At 64.6% G+C, this 16,058-nt stretch carries 13 protein-coding genes; 6 read left to right on the forward strand and 7 right to left on the reverse strand.

What is annotated here, in order from left to right; translation table 11 throughout:
* Positions 1-9: 9 nt before the first annotated feature.
* From VSR34_RS20115 to VSR34_RS20125, 3 genes are all read right to left on the reverse strand, one after another.
* Positions 10-1,905: a feruloyl-CoA synthase gene (locus VSR34_RS20115; protein ID WP_342963300.1), complete on the reverse strand. Its 1,896-nt coding sequence runs from the start codon at positions 1,903-1,905 to the stop codon at positions 10-12.
* Between the two features lie 102 nt (positions 1,906-2,007).
* A complete protein-coding gene (locus tag VSR34_RS20120) occupies positions 2,008-3,459 on the reverse strand; it encodes an aldehyde dehydrogenase (protein WP_342963301.1) in 1,452 nt (483 codons plus the stop codon).
* Positions 3,460-3,491: 32 nt separating this feature from the next.
* Complete coding sequence (locus tag VSR34_RS20125) at positions 3,492-4,319, reverse strand: p-hydroxycinnamoyl CoA hydratase/lyase (protein ID WP_028212367.1); 828 nt, start codon at positions 4,317-4,319, stop codon at positions 3,492-3,494.
* 118 nt (positions 4,320-4,437) lie between these two features.
* On the opposite strand from VSR34_RS20125, the gene VSR34_RS20130 reads away from it, so the two are divergent.
* Positions 4,438-4,929 carry a MarR family transcriptional regulator gene (locus tag VSR34_RS20130; protein ID WP_042290004.1) on the forward strand — a complete coding sequence of 164 codons (492 nt, stop codon included), beginning with the start codon at positions 4,438-4,440 and terminating at the stop codon, positions 4,927-4,929.
* 42 nt (positions 4,930-4,971) lie between these two features.
* Complete coding sequence (locus VSR34_RS20135) at positions 4,972-5,856, forward strand: amidohydrolase family protein (RefSeq protein ID WP_028231215.1); 885 nt, start codon at positions 4,972-4,974, stop codon at positions 5,854-5,856.
* A gap of 18 nt (positions 5,857-5,874) precedes the next feature.
* Here the strand turns inward: VSR34_RS20135 and VSR34_RS20140 are convergent, their stop codons facing one another.
* Positions 5,875-6,369 carry a MarR family transcriptional regulator gene (locus tag VSR34_RS20140; RefSeq protein WP_028231214.1) on the reverse strand — a complete coding sequence of 165 codons (495 nt, stop codon included), beginning with the start codon at positions 6,367-6,369 and terminating at the stop codon, positions 5,875-5,877.
* Between the two features lie 325 nt (positions 6,370-6,694).
* Between VSR34_RS20140 and mhpT the strand changes: the two genes are divergently transcribed.
* A complete protein-coding gene (mhpT, locus tag VSR34_RS20145) occupies positions 6,695-7,939 on the forward strand; it encodes a 3-(3-hydroxy-phenyl)propionate transporter MhpT (protein ID WP_028212364.1) in 1,245 nt (414 codons plus the stop codon).
* A 68-nt stretch (positions 7,940-8,007) separates the two neighbouring features.
* Positions 8,008-9,150, forward strand: coding sequence for a porin (locus VSR34_RS20150; RefSeq protein ID WP_342963302.1), 1,143 nt, complete (start codon positions 8,008-8,010; stop codon positions 9,148-9,150).
* Positions 9,151-9,211: 61 nt separating this feature from the next.
* Here VSR34_RS20150 and VSR34_RS20155 read toward each other — a convergent pair whose 3' ends face one another.
* The 3 genes from VSR34_RS20155 to VSR34_RS20165 all read right to left on the reverse strand — a co-directional run bounded on the left by VSR34_RS20155 (position 9,212) and on the right by VSR34_RS20165 (position 14,468).
* On the reverse strand, positions 9,212-9,826 hold the full coding sequence (locus tag VSR34_RS20155; protein WP_028231212.1) for a hypothetical protein: 615 nt from the start codon (positions 9,824-9,826) through the stop codon (positions 9,212-9,214).
* A 61-nt stretch (positions 9,827-9,887) separates the two neighbouring features.
* Complete coding sequence (locus VSR34_RS20160) at positions 9,888-10,946, reverse strand: patatin-like phospholipase family protein (protein WP_342963303.1); 1,059 nt, start codon at positions 10,944-10,946, stop codon at positions 9,888-9,890.
* Between the two features lie 87 nt (positions 10,947-11,033).
* Entirely contained in the window at positions 11,034-14,468 is a 3,435-nt protein-coding gene (locus VSR34_RS20165; protein WP_342963304.1) for an adenylate/guanylate cyclase domain-containing protein, read from the reverse strand.
* Positions 14,469-14,635: 167 nt separating this feature from the next.
* On the opposite strand from VSR34_RS20165, the gene frmR reads away from it, so the two are divergent.
* Together frmR and VSR34_RS20175 are read left to right on the forward strand one after the other, a co-directional pair.
* Positions 14,636-14,908, forward strand: a complete 273-nt coding sequence (gene frmR, locus VSR34_RS20170) for a formaldehyde-responsive transcriptional repressor FrmR (protein ID WP_028212359.1) — start codon at positions 14,636-14,638, stop codon at positions 14,906-14,908.
* A 37-nt stretch (positions 14,909-14,945) separates the two neighbouring features.
* A complete protein-coding gene (locus VSR34_RS20175) occupies positions 14,946-16,055 on the forward strand; it encodes an S-(hydroxymethyl)glutathione dehydrogenase/class III alcohol dehydrogenase (RefSeq protein ID WP_028212358.1) in 1,110 nt (369 codons plus the stop codon).
* Positions 16,056-16,058 lie beyond the last annotated feature (3 nt).

Here is a 16,058-nt window from a genome sequence, read left to right on the forward strand (position 1 = left end):
CACCACCCCTTAGACATGCTGAAGATGCGACGAGAGGAGCACGCGCATGCGCGTATCGTGACCGTCACGCGCGGCATACAGCGCCTCCACGAGCGCCGCACGCTTGCTCAATACGACGCGCTGATTGATCGATCCTTTGTCGGTGATCTCGCCGAGATCGAGCGAAGGCGGGACGTCCATCACATGAAGGCGCGTGATGCGCGTTGCGCTGCCGGTCGCATCGCGATTGAGCCGCTCCATCAGGTCAGTGAAAAAAGCACGGACGGCGGGCGCGTCCACCACATCGCGCGCGCAAGCACCTGCGTCGAGACCGGCGAGCCGGCGGCACTCGTCGAGACGCGGAAAGATCAGCACGCCAATGTCGTCGCGGTTCATGCCGGCGATCACGGCGTCCTGCACATACGGCGCGCCGCCGGAGACGATGCGCGCGCGCATCGGCCCGACGCTCACGAACGTGCCGGAGCTGAGCTTGAAATCCTCAGCAATGCGGCCGTCGAACAGCAGGCCCAGCTCGGGCCGCGCCGGGTCGACGAAACGCACGGCGTCGCCGGTGCGGTAGTAGCCCTCTTCGTCGAATACGTCATGACGGTCCGCCTCGTTCGCGCGCCAGTAGCCGCGCATCACGTTGGGCCCGCGAAAACGCGCTTCGAGCTTGCCGTCGACCGGCACGAGACGTGTCTCGCAGCCCGGCGCGGGCAGCCCGATATAGCCTGCGCCCATCACCGGCCCGGTCGTGAAGAGGCACGACGGCGCCGTTTCGGTCATCCCAAGGCCCGCCATGATGCGGATGCGCTCGCCGCAATGCGCCTGCGTCACGCGCTCGAGCCGGTCCCACGCGGCCTGCGAAAGCCCCGCGCCCGCGAAGAAGTACATCTTCACGCGCGAGAAGAATGTCTCGCGCAGGCGCTCGTCGGTTTCGAGCGCGGCCGTCAACTCTTCCCAGCCCTTGGGCACATTGAAATAGAGCGTAGGGGCAATTTCGCGCAGATTGCGCAGGGTTTCTTCGAAGCGGCCAGCTACGGGCTTGCCGTCGTCGATATAGAGCGTGCCGCCGTTGTAAAGCGCGATGCCCACGTTGTGGCTGCCGCCGAACGTGTGGTTCCACGGCAGCCAGTCGACCAGCACCGGCGGCTCGATGCCGAACTGCGGGAACGTCTGCAGCAGCATTTGCTGATTGCTGCACAGCATGCGGTGCGTCGTGGGCACGGCCTTGGGCAGGCGCGTCGAGCCTGAAGTGAAGAGGAACTTCGCGATCGTGTCGCCATTCACGCGCGCCAGGGCTTCTTCCATGCCGCCCGCGCGCGTTTGCAGCAAGTCGGCAAACGAGGTTTCGCGGCGGCCGCTGCCAGCGGGTGTCACGACGACGCGTTCGATATGCTCGGGCACCGCGGCGTCGAGCGCGGCCGCGAAGGCAGGGCCGTCGGCCGCGAACACGAGGCCCGGATCGAGCAGGCCCAGCGCGTGCTTCAGCTTGCCGAAGTCGCTCGATACGAGCGAATACGCGGGGGAAATCGGTGCATAGGGCACGCCGGCCCACAGTGCGCCGAACGCCATCTGCAAGTGTTCGAGATCATTGCCCGAGAGCAGCGCGACGGGGCGCTCGGCCGACAATCCGCGCTCGATCAAAGCCTGACCGATCGAGCGTGCGCGTTCGAGCATCTGCGCGTAGCTGATGCCTTGCCACTGGCCGTCAGCGCCGCGGCGTGCCACGAGCCAGCGGTCGGGATGCGTGCGCGCGCCGCTGACGAGGCGATCCGTCACGCGTTCGGGGTAGTCGCCTAGCGGCTCGGTCGAGCGCAGATACCAGCAGTCGCCGCGCCGCTCGATCTGCGGCGCAGCCGTGCCGATGGCGACGGCACGATAGCCTGCGAAGGCCGGCTGGGTTTGGGTCGGCTCCGGTTCCAAAGCCTGTCTCCTTTGCAAACCGGTGCCGGGACCGCGCAAGGTAGCCGCGCAGCCGGCCCGGTAGTTCATGTCATGTCGCGATGGGGCGCGCGTCCGTATCGTTCAGATCGGATAGTGGCGCGGGCCGGTCTGCACGGTGATCCAGCGCAGGTCGGTGAATTCGGCAATCGACGCCTTGCTGCCGAAGCGCCCATAGCCGCTCGCCTTCACACCGCCGAACGGCATCTGCGCTTCGTCGTGCACGGTCGGCCCGTTGATATGGCAGATTCCGGATTCGATGCGCTTTGCGACGTTCATCGCGCGCGCGATGTCGCGGCTGAACACCGCGGCCGACAGTCCGTACTCGCTGTCGTTCGCCACGTTCACCGCTTCTTCGTCGCCATCCACGCGCTGCACCGTGACGACCGGGCCGAACGATTCGTCGGCGTAAAGCTTCATTTCGCGCGTGACGTTTTCGACGATCACCGGTTGCATGATCGCACCGTTCACCTCGCAGCCCAGCGGCAGGCTCGCGCCCTTCGCACCGGCGTCTTCCACGAGCGCACGAATGCGCCGCGCCGATGCTTCGCTCTCCAAAGTACCCAGTATCGAGCCCGGCTGCGTGGGATCGCCCGCCTTGAGCGTGCGCGCCTTCGCCACGAGCTTTTGCACGAACGCATCGGCAACCTTGCGATCGACGATCACACGTTCCGTCGACATGCAGATTTGCCCCTGATTGAAGAACGCACCGAACGCGATGCCTTCCACGGCCGCGTCGAGATCGGCGTCGTCGAGCACGAGCACGGGTGCCTTGCCGCCCAGTTCGAGCAGCGCAGGCTTGAGATGCCGCGCAGCAAGCTCGGCGACGATACGGCCCACGCGTGTCGAGCCCGTGAAGTTCACACGCTTGACCGCCGGATTCGCGATCAGGCGCTCGACGATGGCCGGTGCGTCTTCAGGCGCATGCGTGAGCACGTTGACGACGCCCTCGCCCAGACCCGCTTCGTTGAGCACTTCGCCGATCAGCGCGTGCACGCCGGGACAGCCCTCCGAAGCCTTCAGCACGACGGTATTGCCGCACGCGAGCGGCATGGCGAGCGCGCGAGTTGCGAGAATCACCGGCGCATTCCAGGGCGCCATACCGAGCACGACGCCGCACGGCTGACGCACGGCCATGGCCAGGCTGCCTGGCACATCGGACGGGATCACGGAGCCGTCGATCTGCGTGGTCATGGCGGCGGCCTCACGCAGCATGTTGGCCGCGAGCATCACATTGAAGCCGTACCAGTTCGCCATGGCACCCGTTTCCGCCGTGCCGATGGCGATGAAATCCGTTGCGCGCGCATCCATGCGGTCTGCGGCGGCGGACAGGCGCTTGCGGCGCTCGGTCGGCGTGAGCGCGGCCCAAGCCGGGAAGGCGCGCGCGGCGGCGGCGACCGCGGCATCGGCGTCTTCGAGCGTGGCGGCCGCAGCACGCGTGGCCACTGCACCCGTCGCCGGATTGAGGCGCGTGAAGGTTTTGCCGTTCGATGCGGAGCGGGTCGCGCCGCCGATCAGTAGCCCGGTTTCGTGCATGTCGTCTCCTCCTTCGTTATACCGCACTTGAATCAGCGCTTGTAGGCCTGCAAGCCCGGCTTGATGCTCTTGTCGTCGAGGAACTGCTTGAGCCCCTTGGCGCGGCCACCTTCGCGGTCGCGGTAGTTGGCCTGGTCGAGCTTGGCGTAGAGATAGTCCTCGTTCTGCTCCCATGTCAGTTCGCGCGAACGCTTGAAACCGTGCTTCGCGTTGCGCAGCACGACCGGGTTCTTGTCGAGCAGCTTCGCGGCGAGCGCAAGCGTCGCCTCGCGCAGTTCGGCACGCGGCACGCTCTTGTTCACGAGGCCCATTTTCGCGGCCTGCTGGCCCGTGAACGTGTCGCCCGTCATGATGTAGTAAAGCGCCTCGCGGTGGCCGACTGTATCCGCCATCGCCTTGCTCACCAGGTTGCCCGGCGGAATGCCCCAGTTGATTTCCGAAAGGCCGAACACGGCTTCGTCGGCGGCGATAGCAAGATCGCAGGCCACCAGCGGCGAGAAACCGCCGCCAAAGCACCAGCCATTCACCATCGCAATGGTGGGCTTGGAATACATGCGCAGGAGTTGCCACTGCCAGCGGCTCGCATCGCGGCGAATGCGCTCCTGCATGACGTCGGGGCTCGCATCGACTTCCCGGAAGTACTCCTTAAGATCCATGCCCGCGGTCCATGATTCGCCTTCGCCCGTAAGCACCAGAACCTGCGCTTCAGGATCGAGCTCGACCGTTTCGAGCACATCGATCATCTCCCTGTTCAGCGTAGGGCTCATGGCGTTGCGCTTCTCGGGACGGTTCAGCGTCACCCAGGCAATACCGGCTTCCACCGCGACCTTGACCGTTTTCCAGCGACCTTCGTAATTCATTTTCCATCTCCGTGAACATTGCCGCACACGCGGCCTGAGATCAATGTACTATCAGGTAGCCTGATATGTAAAGTAGAATGAGACCGCTTCGGTACAAACCCTTAAACGCGCTTTGATCATGAGTACCAGAACCACCGTCGCCGATCGCCCGGGACGTACCGGGAAAGGGACCGCGCGCCGTCCCGCGGCCGCTGGCCTGCGCATCACCTACCTCATCGGCCAGCTCGACCGCATCGTGTCGCGCCGGCTTTCCGAGGCGCTGTCGCAACATGGCCTGACGCTGCCGCAATACACGGCCCTTTCCGTGCTGCGCGCCCGAGGCCGTGCCTCGAACGCCCAACTGGCCGAGCGTTCGTTCATCACGCCCCAATCGGCGAACGTCGTCGTGAAAACGATGGCGGCCAACGGCTGGGTCACGCGCGAGCATGATCCCGCCAACCGCCGCATTGTCCTGCTATCGCTCACGCCGACCGGCGAGGCGTTGCTGGACGACTGCAATGCCCAGGCCGATCGCATAGAGCGGGCCATGCTCGAAGAGACCGGGCACGAAGCGGCGCAATCCCTGCAAGGGCTGCTGCACGCTTGCGTGCGCAATCTGCGCGCCACGTGACTGCCGGAAGCCACCTCAAACGAAAGAGACAAGGAGACAACCATGAACCTCGACCGCCTGGTCGCCATCGATACGCACGTCCACGCCGAAGTTTCGTGCTGCCAGCCGCCCGATCTCTTTGCGAAAGAGTTCGACGATGCCGCCGACAAATATTTCGGCACCGTGCTCAAGCAAGGCAGGCGTCCCACCATTGCTGAAACGATCGAGCACTACCGCGAGCGCAATATCGGCTTCGTGATGTTTACGGTGGATTGCGAGGCGAACATCGGCCGGCGCCGCATTCCAAACGAGGAAGTCGCGGAATTCGCGCAAAAGCATTCCGACATCATGATCGCCTTTGCGAGCATCGACCCGCACAAGGGCAAGTTCGGCGCGCGCGAAGCGCGGCGGCTGATCGAGGAGCACGGCGTGCGCGGCTTCAAGTTCCACCCCACCATGCAGGGCTTTTTCGCGAACGACCGGCTCGCGTATCCGCTATACGAGGTGATCGCCGAACACGGGTTGCCGGCGGTGTTTCATAGCGGCCATTCGGGCATGGGTTCCGGCATGCGCGGCGGCGGCGGGTTGCGCCTGAAATATTCCGAGCCCATCCATCTCGACGATGTGGCCGCCGACTTTCCCGATATGAAGATCGTCATCGCGCATCCGTCGTGGCCGTGGCAGGAGCAGGCGCTCTCGATCGCGCTGCACAAACCGAACGTGTATATCGATCTTTCAGGCTGGTCGCCGAAATACTTTTCGCCGGAGCTCGTGAAATATACGAACACGCTGCTGCGCCACAAAGTGCTGTTCGCTTCGGACTTCCCGCTGATCCGTCCCGACCGCTGGCTGGAAGACTTCGCCACATTGGACATCAAGCCCGATGTTCGTCCGTTGGTGCTCAAGGAAAATGCGATCCGTCTGCTCGGATTGCACGGCGCGACGTAAGTGTGGCGTGAGCGCGTTTTAGCCCTGGCGCAGGTTGTGCACGAAGCGTTCGAGGCTCTCGCGCGCGGCAGCGGCGGACTGCGCATCCACGCCGCCCAGCATCCGGTCCTCTACGGCTTGAACAAGCTTCATGCCCTGGAACAGCACGTCGCGTCCTTCTTCTGTGAGCCGCAGGACGACGATGCGCCCGTGGTTGGGATCGGGTTCGCGGCCAATCCAGTTGCGCGACACCATCGACCTGATCACTTCATTGGCCGACTGCGGCGTGATGAACGAACGCTCCGCAAGCTGGGCGTTCGACGCTTCTCCCCGCGCCTGGAGCACCGATAGCGCAGTGAACTGGGACAGCGTGAGCCCGAGCGGCGCGAGTGCCGCTGTCAGCTCGCGGTGCAGGATGCGGTCGAGGCTGCCGATGAGGTAAGTCAACCGGGGCGTCGCGGCCTTGCGCCCCTTACCGGCGGTGCGCGCCTTGGCCGCCGATGTCGTCGTTGTCGTGGAAACCTTGCCGGTCATTGGATCGGTCGAACACTCTGGATGGAATGCGCAATGTTACCGCAACGCGCCGCAGCGCATGGTGCGCATGAGGCCGCAACCCGCGCCCAGTAGCCGCTTAAGACACCGTTAGACCACGATCGCCTGGGGTATTCACCGAAGACAATCAGCTTGCACTGTCAGGGCGCCTGATATGAAATACCGCTAGTCACAGGAGGCAGGCGCGTTTTCCCGAAACGCGCTTTTATTTGCCCTCAATATCAGGCTCCCTGATATTGAGATAGCAGTTCGGGTTTGCGACACCGAGCGTGACTTCCAAAATCAAAACTACCACCAGGCGTTAGACATGAGATCGACGAGAACGGCACTATCAGGAGACGACGTGGCAAAGCAACCCGTAGCGGGTAGCGGCATCGCCACGACCTTGGCCCTTTGTTTTGCGGTGGCTCTGCTCGAGGGACTCGATCTGCAGTCCGTGGGCGTCGCCGCACCGCGCATGGCGCGCGAGTTCGGCCTCTCCGTATCGCAGATGGGACTCGCGTTCAGCGCCGGCACGTTCGGCCTGCTGCCGGGCGCGCTGTTCGGCGGCCGGCTCGCCGACCGCATTGGGCGCAAGCGCGTGCTGATTCTCTCCGCGGCTGTTTTCGGGGTGCTTTCCATCGCCACCGCACTCGTCAGCAGCTTCAGCATGCTGGTGCTGGTGCGCGTGCTGACCGGCATCGGCCTCGGCGGCGCGTTGCCGAACCTGATCGCGCTGTCGTCCGAGGCCGTTTCGCCGAAGGCGCGCAACACCGCGGTAAGCGTGATGTATTGCGGCATTCCGTTCGGCGGCGTCATCGCTTCGCTCATCGGCATGTTCAGTGTGGGCGACACCGAATGGCGACATATTTTCTATGTCGGCGGCGTCGGACCGATCATCATGATCCCGCTTCTTATGTCGTTTCTTCCGGAGTCCAAGGCATTTCGGTCGGCGGCAACCGGTGCAACGCTCACGCCCGCACCCGTCGGCGAGGTTCTGTTCGGCGCGAATCGCAGGCTCTCGACGCTGCAGATCTGGATCAGCTACTTCTGCACGCTCATCGTCCTCTATTTCCTCCTCAACTGGCTGCCTTCGCTGATGGCCGCGCGGGGCCTGGGCCGTGGCGACATTGGCCTCGTGCAGACCTTCTTCAATATCGGCGGGGGTCTTGGCGCGCTCTTCATCGGCATGCTGATGGACCGTCTGCGCGGCAGCGTCGTGGTGGCTGGCATGTATATCGGCATCATCGCGTCGCTTGCCGGACTGTCGGGCGCGACGGGCCTCGGCTCGCTCATCGTGTCGGCATTCTGCGCGGGCATGTTCGTGGTCGGCGGGCAATCGGTGCTCTACGCGCTTTCCGCCGCGTTTTATCCCACCAACATGCGCGGCACGGGCGTAGGCGCAGCCGTGGCAGTCGGCCGCCTCGGCTCCGTAATCGGGCCGCTCGCCGCGGGACAGTTGCTGGCCATGGGACGCAGCGGCTCCACGGTGATCGGCGCCAGCATTCCGGTCACGCTCGTCGCCGCCATCGCTGCGCTGATGCTGCTGCGCCGGCCGCGCGCGAACGACTGAGCGCGCACATCCCATGCTACGTCGTTGCGGTTCAAAACAAAACACACAACAGGTTTGGAGATAACACCATGCAATCGAAGTCGACTTACGTCCTCATGTGCGGCGCGCTGTGCGCGTTGAGCACCGGAGCTTTCGCGCAATCGAGCGTAACGCTGTACGGCATCGTGGACACTGGCATCGAATTCGTCTCGCACGCCAATGCCAAGGGCGATCACGTGTTTCGCATGCCGGCCGTGACCGGCGAATTTCCGTCGCGCTGGGGGCTGCGCGGCAACGAAGACCTGGGCGCCGGCTACAGTGCGGTGTTCACGCTCGAAAGCGGCTTTAACGTGCGCGACGGCAGCTCTGGCCAAGGCGGACGACTCTTCGGGCGCCAGGCGTTCGTCGGCATCAAGAGCCCTTATGGCACGCTCGCGTTCGGCCGCCAGTACACCATGACGTATCTCGCGGTGCAGGGCGCGGACATCATCGGGCCCGACATCTACGGCATGGGCTCGCTCGACGCCTACGTGCCCAACGCGCGCACCGACAACTCCGTCACTTACATCGGTTCGTACAAGGGCTTCACGCTCGGCGCGGGCTACTCGTTCGGCCGCGATGCAGCGGGCACCGGCAATTCGCCGGGGCAAGGCACCTGTGCGGGTTCCGTGCCGGGGCACGCCACCGAATGCCGCGACTGGTCGGTTATGCTCAAGTACGATTCGCAGTACTTCGGGGCGGCGGCTTCGTACGAAGAAGAGCGCGGCGGCGCGACGGCAGCCGCCAACTTCTTCGACGGCGTGGCGCCCATCCCCCTCACCAGCGCCGCCGACAAGGACGCGCGCACACAGCTGAGCGCCTACGGGCAATACGCGGGCGCCAAGATCGGCGCGGGCTGGATTGGTCGCCGCGTGGTCACGGAGTCGCCGGCGGTTCCCAACGTGCGCTCCGACCTCTTCTTCATGGGCGCTTCGTACTCGTTCACGCCCGCTTTCATTCTCGATGGCGAGGTGTTCCGCATCATCAATTCCGACCACGACACGCGCGCCACGATGGGCACGCTGCGCACGACCTACCTGCTCAGCAAGCGGTCGTCGGTCTATGCGCAGGCTGCGTATCTCGCGAACAGCACGAAAGCGCGCTATTCGGTGAGCGGCGGCGGCGGTGGCACGACGCCGGGCGCGGGAATGGGTCAGACCGGCGTAATGGTTGGCATCAAGCACATGTTCTAGGCGCGCGCGAACGAAGCTTGCATGGCCTGACAGCAGCAAAGGACTGTGAGTGTGGGCTCGGTTATCGTGGCGTCTGCAACCCGAGCCGCCACGATAAATTCCGGCGCGCACGCGCCTCGCATCGATCAAGGAAATAGTCGGTGAGATAGATTCGCGGCCGGGCAAGCAGGCGCCCCAGGAGCATCCTTTCGTGCAGGTCATAGGCACTGTCGTCGAGATCGGGGCGCTCGGCGCGCAGGCGCACGCCGTTCTCGCGGAACTGGCGGCGCGGCGCGCCGAGCATCGCGAGATCGATGTCGCACGCGAAGCGCGCGTCGAGTTCGTCCGGCGCGCGCGTGTGCCGGGTCGCGAGGATCATTTCACAGACAAGCTCACCCAACGCGATGCGATCGTCGGCCCAGCGGCGGAACCAGTCGGCGCTGCGCGCCTCGTTGTCTCGCGCACCCGGAACATAGATCACGTCGTGGCACCACAGCGCAAGCTCCACCCGATCCGGTTGGGGAATGACATCGCGCGCCAGATCGAAGTAGCGCAGGCAGCGGCGAACGTGACGCAACGTGTGATAGTGGCGAACCGGTTCCCCATAACAGCGCGCCAGATCCGCAAAGACGGCTTCGGCGCGCACTCCCCCGTTGCGCGACCATAGCTCGACGAAGCGTCCCTGCGTGCGGGTCATCGCTGCTCCTTTGCGCACTGCGCGCGCCGCCGGCTGACCGATGCCGCCAGCGGCGCGATGCTCACAGAAATTCCTTTCGAATGTCGATGCTCGAACGCTCACCGATATCGGCGTAATGCTGGTCGAGCCACGCGTCGGCCTCCCTTCGGCCGTTGTCGCGCAGTTCGCACAGGAACCCCCAGTCCGCGTTGTACTTGCTCGATACGCTGAGCGCGCACATCGCGTCGTCGGAGCGGATCGAATGGATCAGCATTTCCTTCATCTCTTCTCGTGCGATCTTGCCTTGCTGGATCAGATCGGTGACGAACGCCACCGCGCGCATTTCGCGCATTAGCGACGAGTTGAAGCTGATTTCGTTGATGCGATTCAGAATTTCGGCTGCCGTGACCGGCACGCCCTTGCGCACGAGCGGGTTGATATGCACGATCACCACGTCGCGCGTTTCACAGTGGTAGATCAGCGGATAGATGGCCGGATTGCCCATATAGCCGCCATCCCAGTAGTGCTCGCCTGCGATCGTCACTGCCTGGAACAGCGTGGGCACGCATGCGGAGGCGAGCACGGCGTCCGCGCAGACGTCTTCGCCCGTGAAGATGCGTATCTTCCCTGTCTCGACATTGGTCGCGCACAAGTACAGCAGGATCGGGCACGCGTTGCGCAGCGCGGCGAAGTCGACCTGACTTTCGAGCACTTCACGCAGCGGATTGAGGTTGTGCGGATTGAACTGGTACGGCGAAAACACGCGCAGCAACATGTCCGCGAACGCATAGAGCGGTGAATGATCGAGTCCGAAGCTGTGCGAGCCCTTGAGCCACGGTGCCCAGCGAAACGGGTTGTAGCGCTCGGCCGATTCTGCCACCGCATGCCAGAAGTCGTGCAGCGCCTGGCGCGCCCCCGCCTCGCCTCCCTTCATGAGCCCATATGCGAGCACCGCGGCGTTCATTGCGCCGGCACTGGTCGCGCTCACGCCTTCGATGGCGAGCCGCGGGTCTTCGAGCAACCGGTCGAGCACGCCCCATGTGAACGCGCCGTGCATGCCGCCGCCCTGCAATGCCAGCGCGATCTGCCGTGGCGCTGCTGAGTCGTCTCGCTTTGCTTGCCTTGTTTGCGTCGTCACCATAGGGCGCCTCCCCGGCCGCTCCGCTTCGACAGCGGGCGGGCGCGACAGTCAACCGGACAGCCGTTATTCGCAACCATCATAGATCGCTCACGCGCCGCTCGACGCCAGCGCGTCGAGCAATTCCCTTGCCTCTCGCACGTCGCGGGTATCGAAACCCTCCGTGAACGTGTCAAAAACCTCGGACAACACTTGCCTCGCCTCGCCTGTCTTTCCTGCGCGCTGCCACAAGCGGGCGAGGCTCGACGCCGCGCGTAGCTCCAGCGACCTCGCGCCCTGAGCGCGCGCCACCGCAATCGCCTTGAGAAAACACGCTTGTGCCTCGTCGCTGCACGCGTGTGTGCGCCCGCCGTCACCCGATGCGCCTAGGAGAATGGCTCCCTTCACACGATGCACTTCGGCCTCGTAGAAACGCTCGCCGGTCGTCGCCACGAAAGCCATGGCCTCCTCGATCGTGCGCAGGCCGCCCTCCGCGTCGCCGGCCTTCCACTGGCACTCGGCAAACAGGGTCAAGAAGTACGAGCGATGTTCCGCACCGCCAGCCGATTGTTCGGTACTCAGGCCCTCGCGCAACGGCGCAATGCCGTCCTGCGGACTCAACAGCTCGCTGAGCGCCCAGCCCCACAATATGTTTCCCCAAGGGAGCCAGTAAGGCAGCGCCTGCTCGCTCGCAACGGTGATGACGGCCTCCGCGCGTTCCCGCACCAGCCCAGCTTCGCCTCGAAACTGATGCAGCTCGGCGGCATAAGCCAGCGCGAATGCGAGCGTTGGCCCGTAGGCGAGCTTTTGCGCGAGCGCCAGGGCCTCCACGCTGCGTTGCTGCGCCTGATCGGGGTAGCCCTGGAGCCACAGGACCAGCGCCAGAAAGTTCAAGGCCCGAATGCCGGGGTCCACGCCATGAGCGAAGACATGGGCCTGATGCCGCTCGGCATCGTAAAGGCCGCGTGCGAGTTCCAGGTGCGTGACGGCATCGGCCAGCTCGCCCTCGAGGAATCCGCATACACCGAGTGCGCCGTGTGCTTCCAGGAGCCAATCGGTATCGTTTGCCTCCTTCGCCATGCGAAGCATCTGCTCGGCCAGTTCGTGCGCGGCAGCGTACTGCGCGCGCGTCATGTTGTGGATTCTCAAACCGAGCAGCGTCGAGAAACGTTGCGACGTCTGACCGAGCTGCTCGCACAACTCCCGTGCCCGCGTATAGGTCGCGCCCACCTCCGGCGCGCCATAGCCGCGCACGTCCATCAGGGCCGGCCCGAGCGAAAGCAGCAGCGCCAACTCGTGTGACGCTCGCGCAGGCGTATCGGGCAACCGGTCCAGCAGTCCCAGTGCCGCGCCGAGGTGATGCATCGCATCCGGATGGGCGGCATGCCTGAGCGCCTGCTGCCCGGCGCGGTGCAGGTATTCCACCGCCTTGGGAATATTGCCGCTCAGGCTGTAGTGATGCGCCAGCTCGCTGCAGTAGTCCGCGATGCGCGTGGGGAACAGCGCCTCGATGGCCTTCGCCGTGCGTTCGTGCAACGCGCTGCGCCGCTCTGTGAGCAGCGAGTGGCCCGCCACTTCCTGCGTCAGCGCGTGTTTGAACGAATACTCGACCTCCGGAAAAGCGGGCCGCTCATAAATGAACTCCGCGGCTTCCAGGTGGGCGAGCAGTTCGCGCAGATCGTCGTCGGTGCGGGCGAGCTGGCCACCGCAGATACGCTGGATCAAGCTGAACGGAAACTCCTTGCCGATGACCGCGAGCGTTTGCAGCAACTCCTTCTCCGCGCGCGCAAGCCGGTCGATACGTGCGGCGAGCACACCTTGCACCGTGGTCGGGATGTGCAGCTCGGCGGGTGTCCGTCCGATCCGGTAGCGCCCTGGCTCGCCGAGCACGGAGCGCTCTTCGGCGAGCGTCTGCACCACTTCTTCCATGAAGAACGGATTGCCCTCGGTCTTTTCGAGGATGCGCTGCTTGAGCGGCAGGAGCGAGGGATCGTCGCCCAGCAAAGCAGTAAGGAGTCCCTGGGCTTCCCGCGGACCGAGCGCTTCGAGCCGCAACTGGCTGCAATCCCAGGCAGGCCGATACTCGGGCCGATAGTTCACGAGCAGCAGGATACGGGAGCCCGGCACGCGCTCGACAAGGTAGACGAGGAACGCCTCTGTCTCACGGTCCAGCCATTGCAGGTCTTCGAACAGCAGTTCGATCGGCTGGTCGCGGCTCTCGCGCTTCAAGAGCTGCGTAATGGCGTCGAAGGTCCGGTCGCGCCGCACCCTGGGATCCATGTCCGCCAGCGCGGGAGCGGACTCGCCCGTGCCAAGCAGATACAGCAGGTAGGGCACGAAGTCCTCGAAACCGCGCTCGAGCGTCAACACCTTGCCGACGACTTTTTCACGGCAGCGCCGCTCATCGTCCCGGGCCGTGATCTGAAAATAGCTCTTCATGAGCTCGATCAGCGGCAAGTTGGCAAACGCCTTGCCGTGCGAGACGGAAAACGTTTCCAGCACCAGACAGCCTCGCCGCGACCGCTCCTTGAACTCGTGAAAGAGCCGCGATTTACCGACGCCCGCTTCGCCGACCACCCCGACCACTTGCCCGTGTCCTGCACGCGCCGCTTCCAGCGCCCGGTTCAGGTGCGCCATTTCGGCTTCCCGACCGACGAACCGCGCGAGGCCGCGGTGCGCCGCCAGCTGCAAACGCGTGCGCAGCGCACCCGGGCCGAGCACCTCGTACACCGGAAGTGGCTCGGGGATGCCCTTGACCTGGGCGGCCCCCAGCGCCTTGAACTCGAAATAGCCCTCGGCCAGTTTATGAGTCGACTCGCTCGCCAGGATCGACGTAGGCATGGCGATGCCCTCCATCCGCGACGCGATGTGAATCGTATGGCCGACGGGGTCATAGTCGGTGTGCAGATCGTCGGTGCGAATCGAGCGCACGACCACCTCGCCGGTGTGAACGCCCACACGAATCTGCAGCGGAATGCCTTTTTCAAGGCGAATGCGATCGCCATGCCTGCGCATTGCCTGTTGCATCCGCAGCGCCGCGAAAAGCGCGCGCTGCGGATGATCTTCGTGGGCGATGGGCGCGCCAAAGAGCGCGAGAATGCCGTCGCCGAGCGACTTTGCGACGTAGCCCTCGTAATAGTGGACCGCTTCCATCATCAGCGCGACGACGGGCTCGATGAGGTGGTGAGCCTCTTCCGGATCGAGACCATGGATCAAGGTGGTGGAACCTGCCATGTCCGCGAACAGCGCCGTGATGGTCTTGCGCTCGCCGGCGGTCTCGCCTCGCGCTTCCATGGCGACGTGCTCGGCACGGATGCGCTCGGCAAGATGATGCGGCGTGTAATGGACCGGCGCGGGCGGCGGCTCCGGCATGGATCGCGGCGCCTGCTGCGCCTCGGCGAGCGAAGCCCCGCACTCGCTGCAAAATCGGGCGGCCACGGCGACCTCGCTTCCGCAGCGGGGACACATGCGAGCCAACCGGGCACCGCACGCCCCGCAGACTCCAGCCCCGGAGAGATTCTCGAATCCGCAGTTTGTGCAGCGCATACAACCTCGTCGCGGCCAGGGACCAACATGGGGTCATTATGCGCCGCATGCACCGAGGGAACAGCCCCGATATTCACCTGGCATCGCGCTTTCGGAGCGCTGCAAACCTATACTCCCAGCCAGTATTCGCCTATACTGCCGGGCAGTATCCATGAATCGATGCCGTCATGCCTCATTCCCCCGAAGAAAAAAAACGCGTGCTCACGCGCGTGCGCAAGGTTCGCGGCCAGCTGGACGCGCTCGAGCGCGCGCTGGAGGAAGGTGCCGACTGCGCGCCCGTGCTCCAGCAGCTCGCGGCTATCCGCGGCGCGATCAACGGCGTAATGGCCGGGGTGCTCGAAAGCCATTTGCGCGAAGAGTTCACCCACCTCGCGGGATCGGAGGACTCGCCGGGATCGATCGAAGATGTCGTGACACTCGTCCGAACCTATTTACGCTAGCTCACCGCGGGTTCGCCCGCTTTTTAACAGGACTGCCATGAAATCGCGTGCTGCTGTTGCGTTTGCGCCGGGTAAGCCCCTCGAGATCGTCGAGATCGACGTCGAACCGCCCCGCAAGGGCGAGGTGCTGGTGAAGATCACGCATACCGGCGTTTGCCATACCGATGCCTTCACGCTCTCGGGCGACGACCCCGAAGGCCTCTTCCCCGCCGTGCTCGGCCACGAGGGCGCCGGGATCGTCGTGGAAGTAGGTGAAGGCGTGACGAGCGTAAAGCCCGGCGATCACGTGATCCCGCTCTACACCGCGGAATGCGGCGAGTGTCTGTTCTGCAAGAGCGGCAAGACCAATCTGTGCGTGTCCGTGCGCGCCACCCAGGGCAAGGGTGTGATGCCCGACGGCACGACCCGTTTCAGCTACAACGGCCAGCCCATTTATCACTACATGGGCTGCTCCACGTTCAGCGAGTACACCGTGGTGGCGGAAGTGTCGCTCGCGAAAATCAACCCGCAGGCCAATCCCGAGCAGGTGTGCCTGCTGGGCTGCGGTGTGACGACGGGTCTGGGCGCGGTGAAGAACACCGCCAAGGTCCAGGAAGGCGATACCGTCGCCGTGTTCGGTCTGGGCGGCATCGGCCTCGCCGTGATCCAGGGCGCGAAGCTCGCCAAGGCGGGCCGCATCATCGCCGTCGACACCAACCCGGGCAAGTTCGACCTCGCGCGGGCCTTCGGCGCCACGGACTGCGTCAACCCCAACGATCACGAAAAGCCCATCCAGCAGGTGATCGTCGACATGACGGGCTGGGGCGTGGACCACAGCTTCGAATGTATCGGCAACGTGAACGTGATGCGTGCGGCACTCGAATGCGCACATCGCGGCTGGGGGCAATCGGTGATCATCGGCGTGGCTGGCGCGGGACAGGAAATTTCCACGCGCCCGTTCCAGCTCGTGACCGGCCGGCGCTGGCTGGGCACGGCCTTCGGCGGTGTGAAGGGCCGCTCGCAACTGCCGGGTATGGTCGAAGACGCGATGGAGGGCAAGATCCAGCTCGCGCCGTTCGTCACTCACACGATGCCGCTCACAGGCATCAACGAGGCCTTCGACTTGATGCACGAGGGCAAATCGATCCGCAGCGTCGTTCATTACTGAAAC

The organism is Paraburkholderia sp. JHI2823 (genome assembly GCF_038900695.1).
Taxonomy (GTDB): Bacteria; Pseudomonadota; Gammaproteobacteria; order Burkholderiales; family Burkholderiaceae; genus Paraburkholderia; species Paraburkholderia mimosarum.

Excerpts from the sequence above, each read along its gene's own strand:
- VSR34_RS20140 (WP_028231214.1), bottom strand. The coding sequence starts at position 6,369 with ATGACCGGCAAGGTTTCCACGACAACGACGACATCGGCGGCCAAGGCG.
- frmR (WP_028212359.1), top strand. The coding sequence starts at position 14,636 with ATGCCTCATTCCCCCGAAGAAAAAAAACGCGTGCTCACGCGCGTGCGC.
- VSR34_RS20125 (WP_028212367.1), bottom strand. The coding sequence starts at position 4,319 with ATGAATTACGAAGGTCGCTGGAAAACGGTCAAGGTCGCGGTGGAAGCC.
- VSR34_RS20120 (WP_342963301.1), bottom strand. The coding sequence starts at position 3,459 with ATGCACGAAACCGGGCTACTGATCGGCGGCGCGACCCGCTCCGCATCG.
- mhpT (WP_028212364.1), top strand. The coding sequence starts at position 6,695 with ATGAGATCGACGAGAACGGCACTATCAGGAGACGACGTGGCAAAGCAA.
- VSR34_RS20160 (WP_342963303.1), bottom strand. The coding sequence starts at position 10,946 with ATGGTGACGACGCAAACAAGGCAAGCAAAGCGAGACGACTCAGCAGCG.
- VSR34_RS20175 (WP_028212358.1), top strand. The coding sequence starts at position 14,946 with ATGAAATCGCGTGCTGCTGTTGCGTTTGCGCCGGGTAAGCCCCTCGAG.
- VSR34_RS20155 (WP_028231212.1), bottom strand. The coding sequence starts at position 9,826 with ATGACCCGCACGCAGGGACGCTTCGTCGAGCTATGGTCGCGCAACGGG.
- VSR34_RS20130 (WP_042290004.1), top strand. The coding sequence starts at position 4,438 with ATGAGTACCAGAACCACCGTCGCCGATCGCCCGGGACGTACCGGGAAA.
- VSR34_RS20165 (WP_342963304.1), bottom strand. The coding sequence starts at position 14,468 with ATGCGCTGCACAAACTGCGGATTCGAGAATCTCTCCGGGGCTGGAGTC.
- VSR34_RS20135 (WP_028231215.1), top strand. The coding sequence starts at position 4,972 with ATGAACCTCGACCGCCTGGTCGCCATCGATACGCACGTCCACGCCGAA.
- VSR34_RS20150 (WP_342963302.1), top strand. The coding sequence starts at position 8,008 with ATGCAATCGAAGTCGACTTACGTCCTCATGTGCGGCGCGCTGTGCGCG.